The organism is Streptomyces coeruleofuscus (assembly GCF_039532725.1).
Taxonomy (GTDB): Bacteria; Actinomycetota; Actinomycetes; order Streptomycetales; family Streptomycetaceae; genus Streptomyces; species Streptomyces coeruleofuscus.
Map to the genome: position 1 here is coordinate 538,014 of NZ_BAAASE010000002.1, position 22,871 is coordinate 560,884.

A 22,871-nucleotide genomic window follows, 5' to 3' on the forward strand; every position below is an offset into this window, starting at 1 on the left:
GGTGGGCGCAGCGGCACCTCGCCGCGCCGAGCTGCGCACCCACCCGGCCTCAGCAACAACGGACAGGGCCGCAAAACCCCATGCCGTCAAAGCCCCACCCCACGTACCGTCCCTGGACATGACAACCCCGCCCCGCCGCAGCCGCCTCACCTTCCACGGCCCCCTGTCCGATGCACGGGCCGACCAACTCGTGACGCGCCTGGCCGGCAACGCCCCCGCGACCATCCTCGACATCGGCTGCGGCTGGGGCGAGCTGATGCTCCGCGTCCTCACCGCCACCCCGAAGGCAACCGGCACCGGCATCGACATCAACGCCGAGGATCTGGCCCGCGGCCGACAAGCCGCCGAGGCGCGAGGTCTCACGGACCGAGTCCGTTTCCTCGAAGAGTCCGCCACCGGAACCCCCCACGGCCCCGCCGACCTCGTCCTGTGCGTAGGTGCGAGCCAGGCCCTCGGCAGCCGACTCCCCCAAGCCCTCGGCGAGCTCCGCGGGCTCGTCTCCGACGGCGGCCGCGTCCTCCTCGGCGAAGGCTTCTGGCACCGCACCCCGACCGAGGCGGAGCTGTCCCGGATGTGGCCGGACGCGAAAGCCACCGACCACCCCGACCTCGCGACCCTCGTCGGCCTGGCCGTCGACGCGGGGTTCCGGCCGGAGTGGACGGAGACCGCGAGCCTCGACGAATGGGAGGCGTTCGAGTCGGCGTACCTCGCGGACACCGAGGTGTGGCTCGCCGAGCACCCCGGCCACCCCCTGGCCGACGAGACCCGGGAGCGCGCCGACCGGCACCGAGCCGCCTGGCTCACCTACCGCGGCGTCCTCGGCCTGGCGTACCTCACCCTCGTACCGGTAGCGGCCCGTTGACCTACGCCGGCACGTGCACCGTCTCCACCCGGCTCGCCACCAGCCGCTCCCGCTCACGCCGGGCCGCCTGCTTGCGCAGCCGCAGGATCTGCGTGACCCCGAGCGCCTGGAGCACGAACACGAAAGAGAAGGCCAGGGTGTAGTCGTCGCCGGTGGCGTCGAGCAGCACGCCGACCGCGAACAGCGTGGTCATGGAGGCCACGAAGCCGCCCATGTTGGTGATGCCGGAGGCCGTGCCCTGCCGCTCGGGCGGGTTCGCCGGGCGGGCGAAGTCGAAGCCGAGCATCGACGCGGGCCCGCATGCCCCGAGGACCGTGCACAGCACGATCAGCAGCCACATCGGGGCGTGCGGACCGGGGTGGGCGAGGGTCGCGGCCCACAGGGCCGCCGTCGTCCCGACCGTGCCGAGCGCGAGCGGCAGCCGGGCCCCGTGGTGCCGGGCGACGATCTGCCCGTAGACCAGGCCGACGACCATGTTCGAGAGCACGACGAGCGTGAGGAGTTCGCCGGCCGTGGCCCGGGACAGTCCCTGGGCCTCTACCAGGAAGGGCAGGCCCCACAGCAGCAGGAACACCATCGCCGGGAACTGGGTCGTGAAGTGCACCCACAGGCCGAGCCGCGTCCCCGGCTCCCGCCAGGCGGCGGCGATCTGCCGCCGTACGTAGGCCGCGCCCTGGTGCGGGACCGGCTCGGGCTCGTGGCCCTCCGGGTGGTCCTTCAGGAACAGCAGCACCAGCACGAACACCACGGCCCCGGCGGCCGCGCTGCCCGCGAAGGCCGCCGTCCAGCCGATGCCGTGCAGCAGCCGGGCCAGGACGAGCGTGGAGACGAGGTTGCCCGCCATGCCCACCAGCCCCGCGAACTGGGCGACGAGCGGCCCGCGCCGGGCCGGGAACCACCGGCTGCCCAGGCGCAGCACGCTGATGAACGTCAGCGCGTCACCGCAGCCGAGCAGCGCCCGGGAGGCGAGCGCCGTGCCGTACGACGGGGAGAACGCGAAGCCCAGCTGCCCGGCCGTGAACAGCACCGCGCCGAGGGCCAGCACCTTCTTGGTGCCGAGCCGGTCGACGAGCAGGCCGACGGGTATCTGCATGCCCGCGTAGACGAGGAGCTGGAGGATGGAGAAGGTGGAGAGCGCGGAGGCGTTGACGTGGAAGCGGTCCGCCGCGTCGAGGCCGGCGACGCCCAGGGACGTGCGGAAGATGACCGCGACGAAGTAGACCGAGACGCCGATGCCCCAGACGGCCAGCGCGCGGCGGCCGCCCGGCGGATCGTCCGGCAGCGTGGTGGAGCTCATCGGACCTCCCCCCGGGCCAGGTGCGAGAACCAGCCGACGTGCCGGTGGACCAGCGCGACGGCCGCCTCGGCGTCCCCGGCGCGCAGCGCTTGGAGGATCTCCTCGTGCTCGGCGAGGGTCTTGGCGATCCGGTCGGGGTGGGAGTGCATGACGGCGACGCCCATCCGGAGCTGGCGGTCGCGCAGCTGGTCGTAGAGCCGGGAGAGGATCTCGTTGCCGCCGCTGCGGACGATCTCGGCGTGGAAGCAGCGGTCGGTGACGGCGGCCCCGGCGAGGTCTCCGGCGGCGGCCTGCTTCTTCTGCCGGGCCAGCAATTCCTCCAGGCGCTCGATGAGCCCGGCGGGCGCGGGCACGGCCTTGCGCGCCGCGTGCTCCTCGACGAGCAGCCGTGTCTCGACGACGTCGGCGATCTCCTGCGCGGAGACCGGCAGGACGAGGGCGCCCTTCTTCGGGTAGAGCCGGATCAGCCCCTCGGCCTCCAGCCGGAGCAGCGCCTCGCGCACCGGCGTGCGCGAAACCCCTACGGCCTCCGCGAGCTCGCCCTCGGTGAGGAGGGTCCCGCCCTCGTAACGGCGCTCCAGGACGCCCTGCTTGACGTGGGTGTAGACGCGGTCGGCGGCGGGAGGTTGCTTCACGGCCAGGGTCATGCCGACAGCATAGATACAACAGGTACGCATGAATGCATTCGTCCAGTATGCGGACTCGAATGTCACACGTCTGTGGCAAAGAGGGGGTCCTCATCGGCAATGACACAACCACGTGTGCTAGTTACGAGTCAGACACGTGCGGCCCCCTTTCCCCTCGTCCTCAACTCGGCCGCACGGTTGGGGCATTCGACGCAATCGGGGTATTTCACTTGATAACCGCCATTCAGGGCACCCGTCTCCGCAGAGCCGCGGCCGTCGCCGTGACCACCGGCGCCATGCTCGCGACCGGAGCCCTCACCGTCGCGCCGGCGCAGGCCGCCACGGCGCCCACGATCGCCGCCAAGGGCGGCTACGTGATGAACAACGCGACCGGCAAGTCGCTCTACACCAAGGCGGCCGACACGCGCCGCTCCACCGGCTCGACCACCAAGATCATGACCGCCCTGGTGGTGCTGAAGCAGCCGAAGCTCAACCTGGACAGCAAGGTCACGATCCAGAAGGCGTACAGCGACTACATCGTCGACAACAACTGGGCGTCGAACGCCAAGCTGATCGTCGGCGACAAGGTCACCGTCCGCCAGCTCCTGTACGGGCTGATGCTGCCGTCCGGCTGCGACGCGGCGTACGCGCTCGCCGACAAGTTCGGCTCGGGCTCGACGCGGGCGGCGCGCGTGAAGTCGTTCATCGGCAAGATGAACACCACCGCCAAGGACCTGGGTCTGAAGAACACCCACTTCGACTCGTTCGACGGCATCGGCAAGGGCGCCAACTACTCGACACCGCGCGACCTGACGAAGCTCGCCAGCAGCGCGATGAAGAACTCCACGTTCCGCACGGTCGTCAAGACGAAGAAGTACACGGCGAAGACGACCACGAAGTCCGGCGGCACGCGGACGATGGCCCCGTGGGAGAACACCAACCCGCTGCTGAGCAGCTACACCGGCGCGATCGGTGTGAAGACCGGCTCCGGCCCGCAGTCCGGGTTCTGCCTGGTCTTCGCCGCCACCCGCAACGGCAAGACGGTCATCGGCACGGTCCTCGCGTCGACCGACAAGACCACGCGGAAGACGGACGCCACGAAGCTGATGAACTACGGCTTCGCGAAGTAGCGGAAGCAGGACGGGCACCACGAAGGGGGCTCACCGCCGATGGCGGTGAGCCCCCTTCCGTTGGTCACGCCGCGGTGCGTTGCCGGCGCTCCAGCGCCCGGGCCGCCTTGCGCCGGCTGCCCGCCAGTACGTTCACGGGAGCGCCCGCACCGGCTCCGGGCTCCAGCTGCCAGCCGCGGATCCGCGCCGCGACCTGGGCCAGCCGCTTGTCGCCGGGCCGTACGTCGACGGAGAACAGCGACTCGTCGGGCGTGGGGTCGTCGCCGCCCCAGCGGACGACGCCGTCGAGCTCGGCGAGGATGTCGCGGACCACGACCTCCTGCTGCGGGAAGAAGCCGCCCCGGGCGCCGCGCGGGTAGAAGCCCGGCCGGATCCGCACCGCCGTGCCGGACGCCAGGTTGGACTCCGGGCGGCCCTTGCCGACGCCGGACGGGTCGTGCCAGCCGACGACGTCGCCCCGGCGCAGCCGGTCGACCTCGTAGTGGAACCGGCGCACCAGGTGGACGAGGACGGTCTCCACGTCGCCCATGCGGACCGCGATGCCCGTGAGCGGGGTGCCGGGCACGGGACGGGTGTAGACGGTGCCGCCGTCGTCCGCGACGTTCTCCATCTCCCAGCCGTTGTGGGAGCGCGAACCGGCCAGCACGCGCCGGGTCCGGTCCTGCGCGCTGCGCAGGGCGTCCCGTACGCGGCCCGGGATGGGGTTGTGCGCGTCGGCGTACGCCTGGGACAGGAAGTGCGAGACGGGCAGGGCGGCGACGCCCACGGCACCGCCGACGGCGGCGACACGGCCGAGCAGGGCGCGGCGGGACAGGCCCCGGCGGTGCGTGGCGCCCGGTCCGGACCGTCTGCGGGTGAGACGGGGTATGTGGGGGAGGTTGAGGTTCAACGGGCTCTCATTCCGGCGATTCACGCGGTGCGGCGATGCTTCACGCGTTGCGGGCGATGCTGTTGTACTTCTCGAAGATCTGGTAGACGGCCAGGCTCTGGTGCGTCTGCGCCTCCACCTCGGGGTCCCAGGCCCGGTAGCGGCGCAGCAGCTCGGTGATCTCGAACTCGGCGAGGTCCAGGCGCATGGACCGCGGAGTGGTGACGCGGTCGCCGGGGGGCAGTTGGCCGCCGGGCCTGCCCCGTGTGCCCCACAGGTGGACCAGGGCCGCGGTGCGCACGCTGAACGCGTTGTCCTTGCTCAGCCGCTGCCACACCGACCAGAGATCGGCGTCCTTGGCCGGGTCGCGGCGGTCGCCGGTGGTGAAGCCCCAGCCGATGCAGTGGTTCCAGGCCTGGATGGCGTCGGAGGCGCTGATCTGCCCGATACCCGTGTGCGAGTCCTTCACTGAGCCGGAGCCCGTGAGGTGGTGGTCGGCGACCTGCTGGTCGGTGGCCTGGTCGGCGAGGCCGTAGTCGCGCATGGCCCAGTACACGGCCGTCTGGACCAGCGCCTTGCGCATCTTGTAGGTGTTCGACAGCTCGGTGACCAGCCCGTCCTGGTCCTGGACCGCCTCCACCGCCTGGGCGTTGGTGTAGAGCCCTGCGTCACCGCCGACGCCGCCCAGGTCCGGGCGTCCGATCGACCGCATGTAGCGCGCGAGGTCGGCCCGCAGCGCCGGCACCCGGCGTTCGTCGAGGGCGACGTCCGGGACGGCGGGCCGCGGCCGGTCGAACGAGCCCTGCCCGGTGTCACGGCCCGAGGCGATGTCAGCGTCCACCTCGAGCTGCCCGTCGCCCGAGCCGAGCGTGCGGATGACGAACTGGTCGTAGGCCCAGTCCTTCGGCAGCGGGCGCCCGGCGTTGCCGTCGAAGCCCGGGGACATGTCGGCCACGAAGCTCGCCGTCGACCAGCCGGCCGCACCGACCTGCGCGCAGACGTTGCGGGAGCCGTAGACCCCGATCTCGTACGGGTGGCCGGAGTCCGCCATCGCCTCCTTGATGCCCTTGAAGTGGGGCAGGACGTTCGCGGTGATCTCGGCGTCGATCGCGTCGAAGTCGACGGCGAAGAAGATCCGGGTCCCCCTCTTGAAGCCCTGGTCGAGGGCGGCGTTGACCGCCGCGTACCCGGCCGTGCGCCCGGCGACGTAGTCGAAGTCCGAGGCGTCGTTGTTGACGGTCTGGTAGATCGGGAAGCAGCGCAGGCCGTGCTGGGCGAGGACCTGCAACTCGCCCGGCTGGATGGCCTTCTCCGGCAGGGACGTGGCGCTCGGGTTGGTGAGGTAGCGGCCGACGTACGTGATCCCGGCGGCCTTGAGGACCGCCGCGCGCGCCGGGGTGATCTCGGAGACGGTGTCGCAGGCCTTGCCCTGGCGCGACTGGTCGCCGTAGGACGCCAGGAGCGAGGCGAAGGTGGGGAAATCGCCCTCGCCCGTGGGCGGGAGGGCGACGAAGGTCTGGAAGGACCGTACGGCCGCGGCGAGGTAGGAGTCGAAGGTGTCGGTGAGGGCGACGGGCCGCCGGTTCACGACCATCCCGGCGGAGAAGAGCTGGACGTAGACGCCCTTGTCGCCCTGCCGCACGGGGTGGGCCTTCAGGGCCGACTGGGTGCCGGGCCCGAAGTTGCCGTTGGCGGTGCCGTCGGCCATGCCCAGCTCGTACTGCGTGCCGAGGACCAGTGCCCGGGCCAGGTCCCGGGACACGCGCCCGTCACAGGCGACGACGAAGAAGTCCTGCCGGTTCAGGTAACGCCCGTTGAGCCACTGCTGCACCGCGCGGACCTGCGGGGTGCCGGAGGGGCCGAGGACGTACGAGTCCATCGTCAGCAGCGCCTTGAACACCTTGGGCGTCAGATCGGCGCCGGGGAAGGCCTGTTCGAGGCCCATGTCGGTCTTGAGCTTCGTGACGGCGGCCTCGACCCGCTCGCCGTACGTGCCGTCCAGGTCGCCGCCGTCGTAGCCCTTGCAGTACAGGCCGGACTGGATGATGCGGCAGAAGTCGGGGGAGGGGACGGTGTCCGCGTTGAGCTTCGGGTACTTGGCGGTCAGCGTCGAGAGCGTGGTGGGGCCGAAGTTGTCGGACAGTGCCGTGATGCCCAGCTCGTACTGGAGGGCACGGGTCAGGGCGTACAGGGTCGCCCAGTCGGTCTCGCCGGTTTCCTCCACGGTCGTACCGGTGCGGCTGGCGTAGACGGAGTTCACGAATCTCTGGGCCCTGAGCACCATGGGGTCGCGCATGAAGAGTGATCGTATGTCCGGCTAAACCGCTTACTGTGGGGTACTTGGGCAGGTACGAGGAGCTTCTTGTGCTCTTCGGCGTACCCCTGGTTCACCCGAAGGGCAGACGGCGGCGGCCCCCCGCCCGAGGGCAGGGGGCCGCCGCCGTCGCTTCAGGCCCAGCTGATCAGGCGCTTCGGCTGCTCCAGGATCGCGGCCACGTCCGCCAGGACCTTCGAGCCCAGCTCGCCGTCGACCAGGCGGTGGTCGAACGACAGGGCCAGCGTGGTGACCTGGCGGGGCTTCACCTTGCCCTTGTGGACCCACGGCTGGAGCTTGATCGCACCGACCGCGAGGATCGCGGACTCGCCGGGGTTGAGGATCGGCGTGCCCGTGTCGACGCCGAAGACGCCGACGTTGGTGATCGTCACCGTGCCGCCCTGCATCGCCGCCGGGGACGTCTTGCCCTCCCTGGCGGTCGACACCAGCTCGCCCAGCGACTCGGCCAGCTGCGGCAGCGTCTTGGCGTGGGCGTCCTTGATGTTCGGCACGATCAGGCCACGCGGGGTAGCGGCCGCGATGCCCAGGTTCACGTAGTGCTTGACCACGATCTCCTGGGCGGCCTCGTCCCAGGACGCGTTGACGTCCGGGTTCCGCCTGATCGCGACGAGCAGCGCCTTGGCGATCAGCAGGAGGGGGTTCACGCGCAGGCCCGCGAACTCCTTGTCCTGCTTCAGCTCCTCGACCAGCTTCATCGTGCGCGTCACGTCGACCGTGACGAACTCGGTGACATGCGGCGCGGTGAACGCCGAGCCGACCATCGCCGCCGCCGTCGCCTTGCGGACACCCTTGACCGGGATCCGGGTCTCGCGGGTGGTGTCGTACGACACCGCCGTCTGCGCGGGTGCCGGGGCGGCGGCCACGGGGGCCTCCTGCTGCGGCGCCTGGGTGCGGGCCACCGCCGCGTGCACGTCCTCGCGGGTGATGACGCCGTCCGGGCCGGTCGGGACGACCGTCGTCAGGTCGACGCCCAGGTCCTTGGCCAGCTTGCGGACCGGGGGCTTGGCGAGGGGGCGCTCCTTGACGGCGGAGGCGGCCGGGGGCACCGCCCCGTGGCCGTTCAGCTCCGTCTGGATCGCCGTCGAGGCCTGCTGCACCGGGACCTCGGGACCCTTGCGGGGGCGGCGGCGGGTGGAGGACGTCGCCACCCCGTAGCCGACGAGGACCGGCTGCCGGCCGGAGCCCTCCGCCTTCGGCTCGTCCTCCGGCCGGGGCGCCGGCTGCTCGGCGGCGGGGGCGGGCTGCTCGGCGGCGGGAGCGGGCTGCTCGGCGGCGGGGGCGGCACCTCCGCTCACGTCCACCGCGATGATCGCCGTGCCCACGTCGACCGTGGTGCCCTCGGGGAAGTGCAGCGCCCGGACCACGCCGTCGTACGGGATGGGCAGCTCGACGGCCGCCTTCGCCGTCTCGACCTCGCACACCACCTGGCCGTCCGTGACCGTGTCGCCGGGCTGGACGAACCACTTGAGGATCTCCGCCTCGGTGAGTCCCTCGCCCACGTCGGGCATCTTGAACTCGCGTACGGACGCTTCCGTCATCGTCGTCACGACCCTCTCCTCAGTACGCCAGCGAGCGGTCGACGGCATCCAGCACCCGGTCCAGGTTCGGCAGGTACTCCTCCTCCAGGCGGGCCGGCGGGTACGGCGCGTGGTAGCCGCCGACCCGGAGCACCGGGGCCTCCAGGTGGTAGAAGCAGCGCTCCGTGATCCGCGCGGCGATCTCCGCGCCCGATCCGAAGAACACCGGTGCCTCGTGGACGACGACCAGGCGGCGCGTCTTCTCCACCGACGCCTGGATCGAGTCGAAGTCGATCGGGGAGACCGAGCGCAGGTCGAGGACCTCCAGGTTCCTGCCCTCCTCGGCGGCCGCGTCGGCGACCTCCTGGCAGAGCTTCACCATCGGGCCGTAGGCGGCGAGGGTGAGGTCGGTGCCCTCGCGGACCACCTGGGCCTTGTGCAGCGGGCCCGGGATCGCCTCCGTGTTGACCTCGCCCTTGTCCCAGTAGCGGCGCTTGGGCTCGAAGAAGATCACCGGGTCGTCGCTCTGGATGGCCTGCTGCATCATCCAGTAGGCGTCCGACGCGTTCGACGGGCTGACGATCTTCAGGCCCGCCACGTGCGCGAACAGCGACTCGGGGGACTCCGAGTGGTGCTCCACGGCGCCGATGCCGCCGCCGTAGGGGATGCGCACGACGACCGGGAGCTTGACCTTGCCCAGCGAGCGGGCGTGCATCTTGGCGAGCTGCGTGACGATCTGGTCGTAGGCCGGGAAGACGAAGCCGTCGAACTGGATCTCCACGACCGGGCGGTAGCCGCGCAGGGCCAGACCGATCGCGGTGCCGACGATGCCCGACTCGGCGAGCGGGGTGTCGATGACGCGGCTCTCGCCGAAGTCCTTCTGGAGGCCGTCCGTCACCCGGAACACGCCGCCGAGCTTGCCGACGTCCTCACCCATGATCAGGACCTTGGGGTCGGAGTCCAGGGCGCGGCGCAGCGACTCGTTGATCGCCTTGGCCAGTGCCATCTTCTCGGCCATCTCAGTTACCCCCCTCGTCGGCGAACGACGCCTGGTACGCGGCGAACTGGGCGCGCTCCTCGTCGACGAGGGCGTGTCCGTCCGCGTAGACGTTCTCGAAGATCGCGAAGTGGTCCGGGTCCGGCATGGCACGGACCGCCTCGCGCACTCGTTTGCCCAACGCCTCGGACTCGGCCTCCAGTTCCGCGAAGAATCCCTCGTCCGCGTGGTTCGAGGCCTCCAGGTAGCGGCGCAGGCGCAGGATCGGGTCCTTGGCCTCCCAGGCCTGGCGCTCCTCGTCGCCCCGGTAGCGGGTCGGGTCGTCGGAGGTGGTGTGGGCGCCCATGCGGTAGGTGAACGCCTCGACGAGGGTCGGGCCCTCGCCGGCGCGGGCGCGCTCCAGGGCCCACCGGGTGACCGCGAGGCAGCCGAGCACGTCGTTGCCGTCGACACGGACGCCCGGGAAGCCGAAGCCCTGCGCCCGCTGGTAGATCGGGACGCGGGACTGCTTCTCGGTCGGCTCGGAGATGGCCCACTGGTTGTTCTGGCAGAAGAACACGACGGGGGCGTTGTAGACCGCGGAGAAGGTGAACGATTCGGCCACGTCGCCCTGGCTGGAGGCGCCGTCGCCGAAGTAGGCGATCACCGCGCTGTCCGCGCCGTCCTTGGCGATGCCCATGGCGTAGCCGGTGGCGTGCAGCGTCTGGGAGCCGATGACGATCGTGTAGAGCTGGAAGTTGTTGCCGTTGGGGTCCCAGCCGCCGTTGTTCACGCCGCGGAACATCCCGAGCAGGTTGGTCGGGTCCACGCCGCGGCACCAGGCGACGCCGTGCTCCCGGTAGGTGGGGAAGACGTAGTCGTCGTCGCGCAGGGCCCGGCCGGAGCCGATCTGGGCGGCCTCCTGGCCGAGCAGCGAGGCCCACAGGCCCAGCTCTCCCTGGCGCTGGAGGGAGGTCGCCTCGGCGTCGAAGCGGCGGGTGAGCACCATGTCGCGGTACAGGCCGCGGAGCTCTTCCGGGGTGACACCGGCGACGTACTTGTCGTACTCGGCGTTCTTGACGCGCTTGCCTTCGGGCGTCAGCAGCTGCACGAGCTGGGGCTCGGTGCCGGCGTCCTTCTTGGCGGTCGTGCGGGTGGTGCGCTTGGTGCCGGTGGCGCCGGCCTTGCTTCCGGCGCTGCGTCGCGGTGTGCGCGCGGCAGTGCTCTCCACGGTCACGTGTGCTCCTCCGTCGGTCCGGCCCCCGGGGTTGCCGGTAGGCCAGTGCGGCTCACCTGTTCCGACCACCGGGCACGGGGTGGGTGCCACTCGACCGGGAACAGGCGGGACAGGTGCCCCGGCGAGCGCCCTGCAGAAGGCACGTTACCCAGTGCATCACATTTCTGTGAAACCCCCTCTGACCTGGGATTTTGCTTGGATATCCAAGTAAATCGGGAAGGCGTGGAAGGGGCCCTGGTCACAGCCTTGCAGGAGGCCGGAGCAACCGCACGTTAACCCGGTGACCCAGGTCACGGGAAGAGTCCACTTTCCGGCGCGGCGAAACGGCACGCGCGCGTGGGGCCCGTTTCCGGGTCCCACGCGCGCGTGGATCATCCGTTTTGTTCCGGCTTTCCGGTCAGGGAGCCGACCTCGGGTCAGCCGCCCTCGCCACCCGTGCCTCCGACGACACCGGTCGCGCCGCCCGCGTCGGTGCCGCCCGTGTCGTCCGGCGGCGTCGCCGGGTCCGAGGGCTCCGGGTCCGTGGGCTCGTCGGTCGGCTCCTGCGAGGTCGGCTGGTCCGACGGCTGGCCGGTGGGCGACTGGGGAGCGCTCTGCGACGGCGTGTAGGACGGCGTGTACGACGGTGTCCACTCGCCGCCGCCGGAGCTCGTACCGCTGCCGTCGTCCGTGGACGTGTCGGTCGGCTCGTCGGTCGGCTCGTCGCTCGGCGTCTCGCTGGGCGTCTTCTTCTCGGCCGTCGGCGAGGTGGTCGGCGACTGCTTGGTGCCGGGCCCCTTCGTATCGCCGCCGGTGTTCTGCAGCGCCAGGGCGACACCCGCCGCGACGGCGATCACCGCGAGCACGGCGAGGATCCACAGCTTGCCGCGGCCGCCGCCCTTGTTTCCGTGGCCCTCGAAGCCGCCGTCGTCCCCGCCGCCGTAGCCGGCGGGCAGGATCGGCGACGGGATCTGCGCGGTGCCGGAGGGGTCCCCGGGGTGGCCCATCACGGCCGTACCGGCGAAGCCGCCCGACGGGGTGTGCCGGCCCTCGTGCATGTCGACCGGGCCGGTGTTCCAGGTGCCGGTGTGGCCGCCCTGGTCGTAGAGCATCTGGAGCGCGTACTGGACCAGCCCGCGCATCTCCTCGGCCGTCTGGAAACGGTCGTCCGGCTCCTTGGCGAGGGAGCGCATGACCAGGCCGTCCAGCTCGGGCGGGCAGGCGTCGGAGGCCTCGGAGGGAGGCGTCGGGATGTCCTGGACGTGCTGGTAGACCACCGACAGCGGGGTCTCGCCGGTGAACGGCGGGCGCAGTGAGAGGAGTTCGTAGAGCAGGCAGCCCGTGGCGTACAGGTCGGAGCGGTGGTCGACGGCCTTGCCGAGGGCCTGTTCGGGGGAGAGGTACTGGGGGGTGCCCATGACCATGCCGGTCTGCGTCATCGTGGACTGCGCGCCGTGCAGGGCGCGCGCGATGCCGAAGTCCATCACCTTCACGGCGCCGCTGTGCGTGATGATGACGTTCGCCGGCTTGATGTCGCGGTGCACGATGCCGTGCTGGTGCGAATAGGCGAGCGCCTCCAGGACGCCCGAGACGATGATCAGGGCCTGCTCGGGGCCCGGCGCCTCGGCGTTGAGCAGCAGGTCGCGGATCGTGCGGCCCTCGACCAGCTCCATGACGATGTAGGGCACGGACTGGCCGCCCACGACGTCCTCGCCGGAGTCGTACACGGCGACGATCGCGTGGTGGTTGAGGCCGGCGACCGACTGGGCCTCGCGTGTGAAGCGCGCCTTGGACACCGGGTCCTCGGCGAGGTCGGAACGGAGCAGCTTGACGGCCACGGTGCGCCCGAGGCGGACGTCCTCGGCTGCGAACACCTCGGCCATGCCGCCCCGGCCGAGTCTGCCGGTCAGCCGGTACCGGCCGTCCCCGACGAGCCCGCCGTTACCCCAGGACTCCGGCGCGTCCGACATGCCGCCGCCAGTCGCCTCGGGTTCGGACGGGCCCTGAGCGCGCTGCTGCTGTGCCATCAGTCCTCGCCGTCGTTTCTGCCCGCGGTGCGCGCGGTGTTGTTACGGTCTCCGTCGGCCACGCTACAGCCTCGGCGCAAGCCGCCGGTCCGAGACGGGTACCAGGGCGGGCACGGTACGGACGCGTCATGAAACCTTTACTCCGTACTGTCGTGCAAATTCTGTGTACCGGCCGGACATCCCCTGTAACGCTTCCGCGACGCTTCCTTCGCGTACGGTCACGGATCGGGCACCGAGCTTGACGTGTCGGTGCCCTGGGGCAGACTTGGCCGGGAATGGCGGTTTGGATCACCGCGGTCAGCGACGGATCAGCGGCAGTCGGCGGCGCCTCAAGGGCTACGGGGGAAACGGAACATGAGCCAGGACGGCGCACAGGGCCAGTACACGGGGCGGGCGCTCGCCAACGGCCGCTATCAACTGCGTGATCTGCTCGGCCAGGGCGGTATGGCCTCGGTGCACCTCGCGTACGACAGCGTGCTCGACCGACAGGTCGCGATCAAGACACTTCACACCGATCTCGGTCGGGAACAGGCCTTCCGCGAGCGGTTCCGCCGCGAGGCCCAGTCCGTGGCCAAGCTCACGCACACCAACATCGTCTCGGTCTTCGACACCGGCGAGGACACCCTCGACTCCATGACGACGCCGTACATCGTCATGGAGTACGTCGAGGGCCGCCCGCTCGGCTCGGTGCTCGACGAGGACGTGCGGCAGCAGGGCGCGATGCCCGCCGACAAGGCCCTGAAGATCACCGGGGACGTGCTCGCGGCGCTGGAGATCAGCCACGAGATGGGCCTGGTCCACCGCGACATCAAGCCGGGCAACGTGATGATGACCAAGCGTGGCGTGGTCAAGGTCATGGACTTCGGCATCGCCCGCGCCATGCAGTCCGGTGTGACCTCGATGACGCAGACCGGCATGGTCGTGGGGACCCCGCAGTACCTCTCGCCGGAACAGGCCCTCGGCCGCGGTGTGGACGCCCGCTCCGACCTGTACTCGGTCGGCATCATGCTGTTCCAACTGGTCACCGGGCGGCTGCCGTTCGACGCGGACTCGCCGCTGGCCATAGCGTATGCGCACGTTCAGGAGGAGCCGCCGGTTCCGTCCTCGGTCAACCGCTCGCTGCCCCCGGCCGTGGACGCGCTGATCGCCCGCGCGCTGAAGAAGAACCCGAACGAGCGCTTCCCGAGCGCCGAGGCGATGCGGGACGAGTGCCTGCGCGTGGCGGCGTCCGTCCAGGCCGCCCCGCCGAGCATCGTCCCGGGCACGCAGACCCCGAGCGGCGCGGGTGTCGGCTCGGCCGTGTTCCCGCCGGTCGACCAGGCGGCCCCGGCGCCCTCGGGCCAGGTGCAGACGCCGTACCAGCCGACTCCGCCCCCGAACCCGTACGGCACGCCCGCCCCGGCGACGCCGTCCCCGGGCTACGGCTACCCGCAGCAGGGCGGCTACCAGACGCCGTCCCCCGCCGCGTACTCCCCGCAGCCGGGTCCGTCGACCCCGCCCCCGTACAACCTCGCGCCGCAGACCGCGCCGGGCTCCTCCGGCGGCGGCAAGAGCAACAAGCCGGTGATCATCGGCTCGGTCCTCGTGTCCGTCGTCGCGGTCGGCGGCCTGGTCGCGGCCCTGCTGATGAACGGCGGCAGCAAGGACGAGCAGGGCGGCGGGGGCAGCAGCGCGAGTGCCTCGACCGCGGCGGCCAAGAAGCCGGGCTACCGCGGGCCGGACACGTCGAGGACGATCGAGACCGAGGAGTGCACGGAGCCTCAGGAGTCGTACAACGACCCCGAGAAGATCCGGATGCCGAGCTTCAAGTTCAAGGACATCACGTCGGTCAAGGCCTGCCTCCAGGCGGCCGGCTGGGAAAAGAAGATCAACAACATGGACGAGAACACGTACGGCGACGGCACGGTCATGAACCAGTTCCCGTCCGCCGGCACCGACGTGGACCCGGAGGACATGCCCGAGATCGAGCTCGGCGTCTCCACGGGCAACCCGCCGGCCTGATCCGCCCGTGCGAAGGGCCCGGCAGCCGAGGCTGCCGGGCCCTTCGCGTGGCCGGTACGCGGGCTCGTTACAGGTACGGCCCGCCCGAACGGCCGGCGGCACGCCCGCCCGGGTGCTGCTCGTCGAGGCCGTCCTGGCCGACACCCGGCGGGAGGGCGCGGCGCATCTGCTCCAGCTGGGCGCGGGCCGCCATCTGCTGGGCGAACAGCGTGGTCTGGATCCCGTGGAAGAGCCCCTCCAGCCAGCCGACCAGCTGGGCCTGCGCGATGCGCAGCTCCGCGTCGCTCGGGGTCGTCTCGTCCGTGAAGGGCAGAGAGAGCCGCTCCAGCTCCTCGACCAGCTCGGGCGCCAGACCGTCCTCCAGCTCCTTCACCGAGCTGGCGTGGATCTCCTTGAGCCGGACCCGGCTGGCCTCGTCCAGGGGAGCCGCGCGCACTTCCTCCAGAAGCTGCTTGATCATGCTGCCGATCCGCATGACCTTCGCGGGCTGCTCCACCTGTTCCGTGACCGGGGTCTCGCGGGAGTCCTCGTCACCGCCGCCGCTGAGCGCCATGCCGTCCTGGCCCACGACCAGGATCTGCGGGTTCTCCGGCGACCTTTCGTTCCTCGGCATCTCCATGCCGCCATTCTCTCGCACGCCTGCACCTCCCCTCTGTGGTGCCCCCTCGGGAGGCTGATCCACCGTGTGGGAGGAGACGTGCGGGTCAGGCCCCGGGTTGCTCACCAAAGGGTGAATCCGGCTCGTGCGGCGATTCCGCCTGTCGGCCGAACCCGGAGTGCCGGAGGAGTGGGACGGTGTGAGGCTGATTGCCTCCATCTGACCGAACTTGCCGCATTCGCCCTACCGGGCACGGCGGGAGGGGGTCACCAACGTGACTCCATGGCAACGCGCACTGCGGGCGACGGGACTGGTGGCCGCCCTGGGGGCGGGTGCGGTCGTCTCACCGTACGGGGCCGGCGCCTCGTACGGAGCTGTCCAGTCCGTCCGGTCGCACGGCTCTGTCCCCGCGTACGACGGCGCCCCCGGGGGCGGTGCCCTCGCCGCCCCCTCCGACCCGGGTGAGCCCTCGCGGGCCGGGACCCGGGCCGGTGAGGGGCGGCAGCGGCCGGGACGGCCCGAGGACCCCGAGCGGGAGCGGGAGGCCGGTGAGGCCACCGCCGCCCCCGAGGAGCCCCGGGAAGCCGTCCCCGAGACCCCTGCGCAGACGGAGCAGCCCGTCCGGGAGGCCGCCGCCGGGCGCGCCGAGCGCCCCGCCGGGCCGGTCCTGCGCATCCTGCCGCTGGGCAGCGGCCTGGTGCTGATCGGCCTCGGCCTCGGACTCGCCTTCCTCGCCCTGCGGCTGCGGCGGATCTAGGCCTGCCGACCGGGGCCTGGCCGCCGGGGCCTCAGGCGCCCTGCGGGGTGATCAGCAGCACCTTGCCGATGTGGCCGCTCTCCTCCACGACCCGGTGCGCGGCGGCCGCGTCCGGCATCGGGAGCTCGCGGTCGACGACCGGGCGCAGGTGGCCGCCCGCGAACAGGGGCCAGACGTGTTCGCGCACGGCCGCGACGATGGCCGCCTTCTCCTCCAGCGGCCGGGCGCGCAGGGACGTCGCGCTGATGGCGGCGCGCTTGGCGAGCAGGGCGCCGATGTTCAGCTCCCCCTTGACGCCGCCCTGCATACCGATGATCGCGAGCCGGCCGTTGACGGCGAGGGCCCTGACGTTGCGCTCCAGGTACTTGGCGCCCATGTTGTCGAGGATGACGTCGGCACCCGCGCCGTCCGTGGCCTTCCTGACCTCCTCGACGAAGTCCTGCTCGCGGTAGTTGACCAGGATGTCGGCGCCCAGTTCGGCGCACCGGTCGAGCTTCTCCTTCGTACCGGCCGTGACGGCCACCCGCGCGCCGACGGCCTTGGCGAGCTGGATGGCCATGGTGCCGATGCCGCTGGAGCCGCCGTGCACGAGCAGCGTCTCGCCCGGGCGCAGGTGGGCGATCATGAAGACGTTCGACCAGACGGTGCAGGTCACCTCGGGCAGCGCCGCGGCCCGCGTCAGTGCGATGCCCTCGGGCACGGGCAGCAGCTGTCCGGCCGGGACGACCACCTTCTCGGCGTAGCCGCCGCCGGAGAGCAGCGCGCACACCTCGTCGCCGACGTTCCAGCCGGAGACACCGGGGCCGATCTCGGCGATCCGGCCGGAGCACTCCAGGCCGGGGTAGGGGGACGCGCCGGGCGGCGGGTCGTAGAAGCCCTGCCGTTGCAGGATGTCGGCCCGGTTGACGGCACCGGCCGCCACCTCGACCAGGACCTCGCCCTCGCCGGGCACGGGATCCGGGACCTCGTCCCAGACCAGCGCCTCGGGCCCACCAGGTTCGGGAATCGTGATCGCATGCATGAAGGGGACGGTACTCCCCGGCCGCCGGACGGACTCCGCTCCGCCCCCGGGCCGGCTCCGCCTCCGTCGTTGGTCCGGTCCTTGCCGAATTCCATGTGCGGGACCGATGAGTTTGGGCGACGGTGAGGGTCTTGCCATGCGTAGCCCACGTACTCGGAAGGACCCGAACATGAGCACGCAGACGTCCGGCCTGGCGATCGAGACCGCGGGCCTGGTGAAGACCTTCGGCGAGACGCGGGCGGTAGACGGAGTGGACCTGTCCGTGCCCGCGGGCACGGTCTACGGCGTCCTCGGCCCGAACGGCGCCGGCAAGACCACCACCGTGAAGATGCTCGCCACCCTGCTCCGGCCGGACGGCGGCGAGGCCCATGTGTTCGGCCACGACATCGTCCGCGAGGCCGACGAGGTACGCGGCCGGGTGAGCCTCACCGGCCAGTACGCGTCGGTGGACGAGGACCTCACCGGCACCGAGAACCTGGTCCTGCTGGGCCGGCTGCTCGGCCACCACAAGAAGGCCGCCCGGGACCGTGCCGCCCAGCTCCTGGAGGCCTTCGGGCTCACGGAAGCGGCCGCGAAGCAGGTCAAGCAGTACTCGGGCGGCATGCGGCGCCGCATCGACATCGCCGCGTCCATCCTCAACACCCCTGACCTGCTGTTCCTCGACGAGCCGACCACCGGACTCGACCCGCGCAGCCGCAACCAGGTCTGGGACATCGTGCGGGCCGTCGTCGCCCAGGGCACCACCGTGCTGCTGACCACGCAGTACCTGGACGAGGCCGACCAGCTGGCGTCCCGGATCGCCGTCATCGACCGCGGCCGGGTGATCGCCGAGGGCACCAAGGGCGAGCTGAAGTCGTCCGTCGGCGCCGGGTCCGTCCACCTACGGCTGCGAGATCCGGACCAGCGGACCCTGGCGGCGGATCTGCTGCGCCGGGTTCTCGACGCGCAGGTGCAGCTGGAACACGACCCGGTGGCCCTGACCGCCCGGCTCGGTACGGCGGCGAGCGACGACAGCGCGGCCCAGCAGGCGTCCCGCGCGCTGAGCGAGCTGTCCCACGCCGGGATCACCGTCGACAACTTCTCGCTGGGCCAGCCCAGCCTGGACGAGGTGTTCCTCGCCCTCACCGGGCACGACACGCACGACTCCGACCACGCCGACGACTCCCACGACCCGAAGGACGAGGTGGCGGCATGAGCACCGCGACGACCACGGAGAGCAAGGAACTCGCCCCCGTCAGCACCGAATCCCTCGCCGCGCTGCTCATCTCCAAGGAGCGTCCGCCCCGGCCCAGCGCCTGGTCGGCCTCGATGACCTTCGGCTGGCGGGCGATCCTCAAGATCAAGCACGTGCCGGAGCAGCTCTTCGACGTCACGGCGTTCCCGATCATGATGGTGCTGATGTACACGTACCTGTTCGGAGGGGCGCTGGCCGGCTCGCCGAAGGAGTACATCCAGTTCCTGCTGCCGGGCATCCTCGTGATGTCGGTCGTGATGATCACGATGTACACGGGCGTCTCGGTCAACACCGACATCGAGAAGGGCGTCTTCGACCGGTTCCGCACCCTGCCGATCTGGCGGCCGTCGACGATGGTCGGCTATCTGCTCGGCGACGCCCTGCGGTACACGATCGCGTCCGTCGTGATGCTCACCGTCGGCATCATCCTCGGCTACCGACCGGACGGCGGGATCGTCGGAGTGCTCGCCGGGATCGCCCTGCTGGTGCTCTTCTCGTTCGCCTTCTCGTGGATCTGGACGATGTTCGGGCTGATGCTGCGCACCGAGAAGTCGGTGATGGGCGTCAGCATGATGGTGATCTTCCCGCTCACCTTCCTGTCCAACGTCTTCGTCGACCCGAAGACGATGCCGGGCTGGCTCCAGGCCTTCGTCAACAACAGCCCCATCACGCATCTGGCGTCGGCGGTGCGCGGCCTGATGGGCGGTGACTGGCCGGCCGCCGAGGTCGCCTGGACGCTGGGCTGGACCGGGCTGTTCGTGCTGGTCTTCGGGCCGATCACGATGCGGCTGTACAACCGGAAGTAGGTCGCGGGGACTTGGCCGGCCGTCGCGCGCGGGGTGAGTGCGTGCGGCCGGCCGATTCCTGCCGGTCAGCTGCGGGGCATCGGCGGCAACGGCCGGGTGTCGGGCGCGATCTGGGAGCCGGGCGTCGCCCGCACGATCGTGATGAGCCGGTCGGTCAGCTCCAGCTTCCCGACGGCCGCATCGTCGTAGCCGAGCACCCGGTGACCGCGTATGACGCTCACCACCAGGTCGGTGATCTCCCGCGGGCTCTTGCCCACCTCGGCCTTGACCACCGGCCGTTCGACGATGTCGAGCCCGCTGCCCTGCTGGATGAGGTCCTCCATCACCATGCCCGCGGAGGGGCTCAGCACGGAGAGGCCGAGCAGACGGCCGGCGGCGCTGGCGCTGGTGATGACCGCGTCGGCGCCCGACTGCTTCAGCAGCGGCGCGTTCTCCTCCTCCCGCACCGCGGCCACGATGTTCGCCCCGCGGTTGAGCTGCCGGGCCGTCAGCGCCACCAGGACCGCCGTGTCGTCGCGCTGCGTCGCGATGATGATCTGGCGCGCCTTGTGCACCTCGGCCCGCTTCAGCACCTCGCTGCGCGTCGCGTCCCCGATGATGCCCACGTAGCCCTCGGCGGCCGCGGCGTCGATCGCCTTGGAGCTGGGGTCGACCACGACGACCTGTTCCTTCTTCAGGCCCGTCGCACAGACGGTCCGGATCGCCGACCTGCCCTTCGTGCCAAAGCCGATGACGACGGTGTGATCGCGCAACGTGGACCTCCAGCGGTTCAGTCGCCACTCCTCCCGGGTGCGTTCGGTGAGGGCTTCGAGGGTGGTGCCGACCAGGATGATCAGGAACAGCACGCGCAGGGGCGTGATGACGAGGATGTTGGTGAGCCGGGCGGCGTCACTGGCCGGGGTGATGTCGCCGTAGCCGGTGGTGGAGAGGGTGACGGTCGCGTAGTAGAACGCGTCGAGGAGGGTGAGCCCGCCACCCGCGTTGTCGTTGTAGCCGTCGCGGTCGAGGTAGACGATCAGCGCGGTCGCGACGAGGACCACCAGTGCGATGGAGAGCCTCTTGGTGACCTGGCGGATCGGATGCTCCACCACTTTCCTCGGGAGTTTCACCCGATGGGTCACCAGATGCTCGTCCGCCTGGCGGGCGATCGCGTCCTGGCCCGGAAGTTTCACGTGAAACACACCCCGATTCCTCCGGACGCCCAGGGCAGGTCGAGCAGTTCCGCCTCCTGTCCCGGACGTGCACCGCCTGGGGGTACGACGGCCAGCGCGTCGGCCGCCGCGATGCCGCGCAGCATGGCCGGTCCGTTGTAGCGCAGCGGCACGGCCTGGTCGCCTCGCAGGACGACGGGGACGAGCCGGGTGTCGTACGGGTGCCCGTGCACGGCGTCCCTGACCGGCAGCGTGTACGGCTCCGGGGCCGGCCGGGCCGCGAGGGTCCGCAGCAACGGCTCGGCGAGCGTCAGCAGCCCGGAGACGGCGGCGAGCGGGTTGCCCGGCAGACCGACGAGGTGCTGGGTCTCCGTGATGCGGGCCAGCAGCATGGGGTGGCCGGGGCGCACCTTGACGCCGTCCACGAGCAGTTCCGCACCGATGCGGCGCAGGGTGGGGTGGACGTGGTCGACCGGGCCCGCGGCGGTGCCGCCGGTGGTGACGACGACATCGGCGTCGGACGTGGTGATCGCCTGGTGCAGGGCGTCGGCGTCGTCGCGGACGCGTCGTACGGCGGTGACCTCGGCGCCGAGCGCCCGCAGCCAGGGCGGCAGCATCGGACCGAGCGCGTCCCGGATCAGACCGTCGTGCGGCCGTCCCTCGGTGAGCAACTCGTCGCCCAGGACCAGGACTTCGGCACGAGGCCGCGGGACGGCGGTGACGGTGTCGTATCCGGCCGCTGCGGCGAGCCCGAGTACGGCCGGGGTCACCAGGGCGCCGACGGGGAGCAACTGGTCGCCGCTGCGGCACTCCTGGCCGCGCGGGCGGATGTCCTGGCCGGGGACGACGTCCCTGGTCGCGTAGAGGCGGCCCTTGTCGTCGGTGCGCCCGTGCTCGCTGCGCAGGACGGCGGTGGTGTCCGGGGGGATGCGGGCGCCGGTGGCGATCCGGACGGCCTCGCCGTCGGTCAGTGGCTCCTGCGCGGCGTGCCCGGCCAGGACACCGTCGTCCCGTACGTCCCAGGGGGCGGGCCCGGCGACCGCCCAGCCGTCCATCGCGGAGGTGTCGAAGGAGGGCAGGTCGGTGAGGGCGTCGAGGGGAGTGGCCAGGGTGAGGCCGAGGGCGGCTTCGAGAGGCACGGAGACCGGCTGGCGGCGGGCGGCCCGGGTGGTGCTCCGGGCGGCGCGTCCGGCGGTGGCCCGGGCCTCCGGCCAGGGGGTGGCGTGGTGGCGGGCGTCGGGCCGGGGAGAGGTGTCCGGCCGGCCGGAGGCGCGGCGGCTGTCCGTCTCACCCCGTTCGGCGGGGCCGGGCAGGTCGTTGCTGTTGTTCACGAGGGCGAGCACCTCCTCGACGTCGAGGTCCTCGGCGTCCTCACCGGCGCGTGTGCCGTGCGGGGTCATCCGGCGTCCGGGCGGGTGTCGGGCGTCGCGTCGGGGGCGGCGTCGGGCTGGGACCGGGTGCCGGGGCTCTGGGCCTCCGCGGCGCTTTCCTCCGCCCAGCGGGCGGCGAGAGCCGCGGCTTTGCGGGCGGCCTCGGCGACCGCCTCGGGGCCGCCGCCCGCCCGTGCGGCCGCGTAGCCGACGAGGAAGGTCGTCAGCGGCGCCGCCGGCCGGTCCACGCCGTGTGCGGCGTCGCGGGCGAGGTCGAGCAGAAGGCGGGTGTCGACGTCGAGGTCGATCCCCAGGTCGTCCTTGACTGCGGAAATCCATTCATCCAACACGTGCCCATGCTCCCTGATGCGTGCCCTGGCGGTGGCGATGTCGTCCCAGGTGTCGCAGTCGAAGGACGCGACGGGGTCGGAGACGCGGGTGAGGTTCAGCTCGGCGATGAGACGCCTCAGCGGGAGACCGGCGAGACCCTCGTGCCGGTCGGTGAGGAGTGCGAGCACCTCGCGCAGCCGCGGTGCGGCGTACGCGGCCACGAGTGGCTGGTCACGTCCCTCGGGATCGGTCAGCAGCACCCCGTCGGCGGCGCTCGTCCGGAGCGTGCTCAGCAGCCGGGCGACCGTGCGCTCCTCCAGGAACGGCAGATCGGCGGAGAGCACCACGACATGCTCCGCCGTGGTGTGCCGCAGTCCGGCGTCGAGCGCGGCGAGCGGGCCGCCGCCGGGCGGGTCCTCGTGAGCCCAGGTCACGGGCCGTGCCGTCGGCCGGGGCGCGGCGACGACGACGGTGCCGCGGGCGCCCGCGCACGCGGCGAGCACGCGGTCGAGCAGGGCCCGGCCGCCCACGCGCACACCGGGTTTGTCCGCGCCGCCGAGCCGGCGGGCGGCACCCCCGGCGAGCACGACGGCGTCGTACGCGGCGGGGTCCGGCCGCCGCGCGGGGCCGGAACCGGTGCCGGGTTCACCCGGGAGGTCGAAGGCGGTCACACCCCGAGTATGCGTGCCCCCGCGATCACACGGAACGCGGGGGAACGGACACGATCAGGGGCACCGGCTCGCGGGCCG

Annotated in this window: 19 protein-coding genes; 6 read left to right on the forward strand and 13 right to left on the reverse strand. The window is 71.6% G+C overall.

Annotation, left to right across the window (positions count from 1 at the left end; genetic code table 11):
• The first annotated feature begins 118 nt into the window (after positions 1-118).
• On the forward strand, positions 119-862 hold the full coding sequence (locus ABFX81_RS09560; RefSeq protein WP_086851727.1) for a methyltransferase domain-containing protein: 744 nt from the start codon (positions 119-121) through the stop codon (positions 860-862).
• 1 nt (position 863) lies between these two features.
• Here ABFX81_RS09560 and ABFX81_RS09565 read toward each other — a convergent pair whose 3' ends face one another.
• Both ABFX81_RS09565 and ABFX81_RS09570 read right to left on the reverse strand, forming a co-directional pair.
• On the reverse strand, positions 864-2,159 hold the full coding sequence (locus tag ABFX81_RS09565) for an MFS transporter (RefSeq protein WP_086851731.1): 1,296 nt from the start codon (positions 2,157-2,159) through the stop codon (positions 864-866).
• Positions 2,156-2,806: an FCD domain-containing protein gene (locus tag ABFX81_RS09570; protein ID WP_086851734.1), complete on the reverse strand. Its 651-nt coding sequence runs from the start codon at positions 2,804-2,806 to the stop codon at positions 2,156-2,158. The genes ABFX81_RS09565 and ABFX81_RS09570 overlap by 4 nt, the downstream gene beginning before the upstream one ends.
• Before the next feature lie 209 nt (positions 2,807-3,015).
• Here ABFX81_RS09570 and ABFX81_RS09575 point away from each other — a divergent pair, with 209 nt between their 5' ends.
• Entirely contained in the window at positions 3,016-3,915 is a 900-nt protein-coding gene (locus tag ABFX81_RS09575) for a serine hydrolase (protein WP_086851737.1), read from the forward strand.
• 64 nt (positions 3,916-3,979) lie between these two features.
• On the opposite strand, the gene ABFX81_RS09580 is transcribed toward ABFX81_RS09575, so the two are convergent.
• The 6 genes from ABFX81_RS09580 to ABFX81_RS09605 form a co-directional block, all read right to left on the reverse strand.
• Positions 3,980-4,804 (reverse strand): twin-arginine translocation signal domain-containing protein, encoded by an 825-nt coding sequence (locus ABFX81_RS09580; protein WP_346137908.1) that lies wholly within the window; start codon positions 4,802-4,804, stop codon positions 3,980-3,982.
• Between the two features lie 40 nt (positions 4,805-4,844).
• Entirely contained in the window at positions 4,845-7,079 is a 2,235-nt protein-coding gene (locus ABFX81_RS09585; RefSeq protein ID WP_086851739.1) for a glycoside hydrolase domain-containing protein, read from the reverse strand.
• Between the two features lie 152 nt (positions 7,080-7,231).
• Positions 7,232-8,665 (reverse strand): dihydrolipoamide acetyltransferase family protein, encoded by a 1,434-nt coding sequence (locus ABFX81_RS09590; protein ID WP_346137909.1) that lies wholly within the window; start codon positions 8,663-8,665, stop codon positions 7,232-7,234.
• Positions 8,666-8,675: 10 nt separating this feature from the next.
• Positions 8,676-9,653, reverse strand: coding sequence for an alpha-ketoacid dehydrogenase subunit beta (locus ABFX81_RS09595; RefSeq protein ID WP_346137910.1), 978 nt, complete (start codon positions 9,651-9,653; stop codon positions 8,676-8,678).
• Position 9,654: 1 nt separating this feature from the next.
• Complete coding sequence (pdhA, locus tag ABFX81_RS09600) at positions 9,655-10,848, reverse strand: pyruvate dehydrogenase (acetyl-transferring) E1 component subunit alpha (RefSeq protein ID WP_086855022.1); 1,194 nt, start codon at positions 10,846-10,848, stop codon at positions 9,655-9,657.
• A 416-nt stretch (positions 10,849-11,264) separates the two neighbouring features.
• Complete coding sequence (locus ABFX81_RS09605) at positions 11,265-12,854, reverse strand: protein kinase domain-containing protein (protein ID WP_086855021.1); 1,590 nt, start codon at positions 12,852-12,854, stop codon at positions 11,265-11,267.
• Between the two features lie 354 nt (positions 12,855-13,208).
• Here ABFX81_RS09605 and ABFX81_RS09610 point away from each other — a divergent pair, with 354 nt between their 5' ends.
• Complete coding sequence (locus ABFX81_RS09610) at positions 13,209-14,855, forward strand: protein kinase domain-containing protein (RefSeq protein WP_346137911.1); 1,647 nt, start codon at positions 13,209-13,211, stop codon at positions 14,853-14,855.
• A gap of 67 nt (positions 14,856-14,922) precedes the next feature.
• Here ABFX81_RS09610 and ABFX81_RS09615 read toward each other — a convergent pair whose 3' ends face one another.
• Entirely contained in the window at positions 14,923-15,474 is a 552-nt protein-coding gene (locus ABFX81_RS09615; RefSeq protein WP_086846942.1) for a proteasome activator, read from the reverse strand.
• Between the two features lie 253 nt (positions 15,475-15,727).
• On the opposite strand from ABFX81_RS09615, the gene ABFX81_RS09620 reads away from it, so the two are divergent.
• Entirely contained in the window at positions 15,728-16,210 is a 483-nt protein-coding gene (locus ABFX81_RS09620) for a hypothetical protein (protein WP_346137912.1), read from the forward strand.
• Between the two features lie 31 nt (positions 16,211-16,241).
• Here the strand turns inward: ABFX81_RS09620 and ABFX81_RS09625 are convergent, their stop codons facing one another.
• The gene (locus tag ABFX81_RS09625; RefSeq protein WP_086846938.1) at positions 16,242-17,231 is read right to left on the reverse strand and encodes a zinc-binding dehydrogenase; all 990 of its coding nucleotides are present in this window, start codon (positions 17,229-17,231) and stop codon (positions 16,242-16,244) included.
• A gap of 169 nt (positions 17,232-17,400) precedes the next feature.
• Between ABFX81_RS09625 and ABFX81_RS09630 the strand changes: the two genes are divergently transcribed.
• Together ABFX81_RS09630 and ABFX81_RS09635 are read left to right on the forward strand one after the other, a co-directional pair.
• Positions 17,401-18,426, forward strand: a complete 1,026-nt coding sequence (locus ABFX81_RS09630) for an ATP-binding cassette domain-containing protein (protein WP_086846936.1) — start codon at positions 17,401-17,403, stop codon at positions 18,424-18,426.
• Entirely contained in the window at positions 18,423-19,271 is an 849-nt protein-coding gene (locus ABFX81_RS09635) for an ABC transporter permease (protein ID WP_086846934.1), read from the forward strand. Before ABFX81_RS09630 ends, ABFX81_RS09635 begins: the two co-directional genes overlap by 4 nt.
• A gap of 65 nt (positions 19,272-19,336) precedes the next feature.
• Here ABFX81_RS09635 and ABFX81_RS09640 read toward each other — a convergent pair whose 3' ends face one another.
• From ABFX81_RS09640 to ABFX81_RS09650, 3 genes are read right to left on the reverse strand one after another with little or no spacing between them, the layout of a single operon-like run.
• On the reverse strand, positions 19,337-20,443 hold the full coding sequence (locus ABFX81_RS09640; protein WP_346137913.1) for a potassium channel family protein: 1,107 nt from the start codon (positions 20,441-20,443) through the stop codon (positions 19,337-19,339).
• On the reverse strand, positions 20,440-21,822 hold the full coding sequence (locus ABFX81_RS09645) for a molybdopterin-binding protein (protein WP_086846930.1): 1,383 nt from the start codon (positions 21,820-21,822) through the stop codon (positions 20,440-20,442). The genes ABFX81_RS09640 and ABFX81_RS09645 overlap by 4 nt, the downstream gene beginning before the upstream one ends.
• Positions 21,819-22,793: an NTP transferase domain-containing protein gene (locus tag ABFX81_RS09650; RefSeq protein ID WP_346137914.1), complete on the reverse strand. Its 975-nt coding sequence runs from the start codon at positions 22,791-22,793 to the stop codon at positions 21,819-21,821. The genes ABFX81_RS09645 and ABFX81_RS09650 overlap by 4 nt, the downstream gene beginning before the upstream one ends.
• Positions 22,794-22,871: the final 78 nt, after the last annotated feature.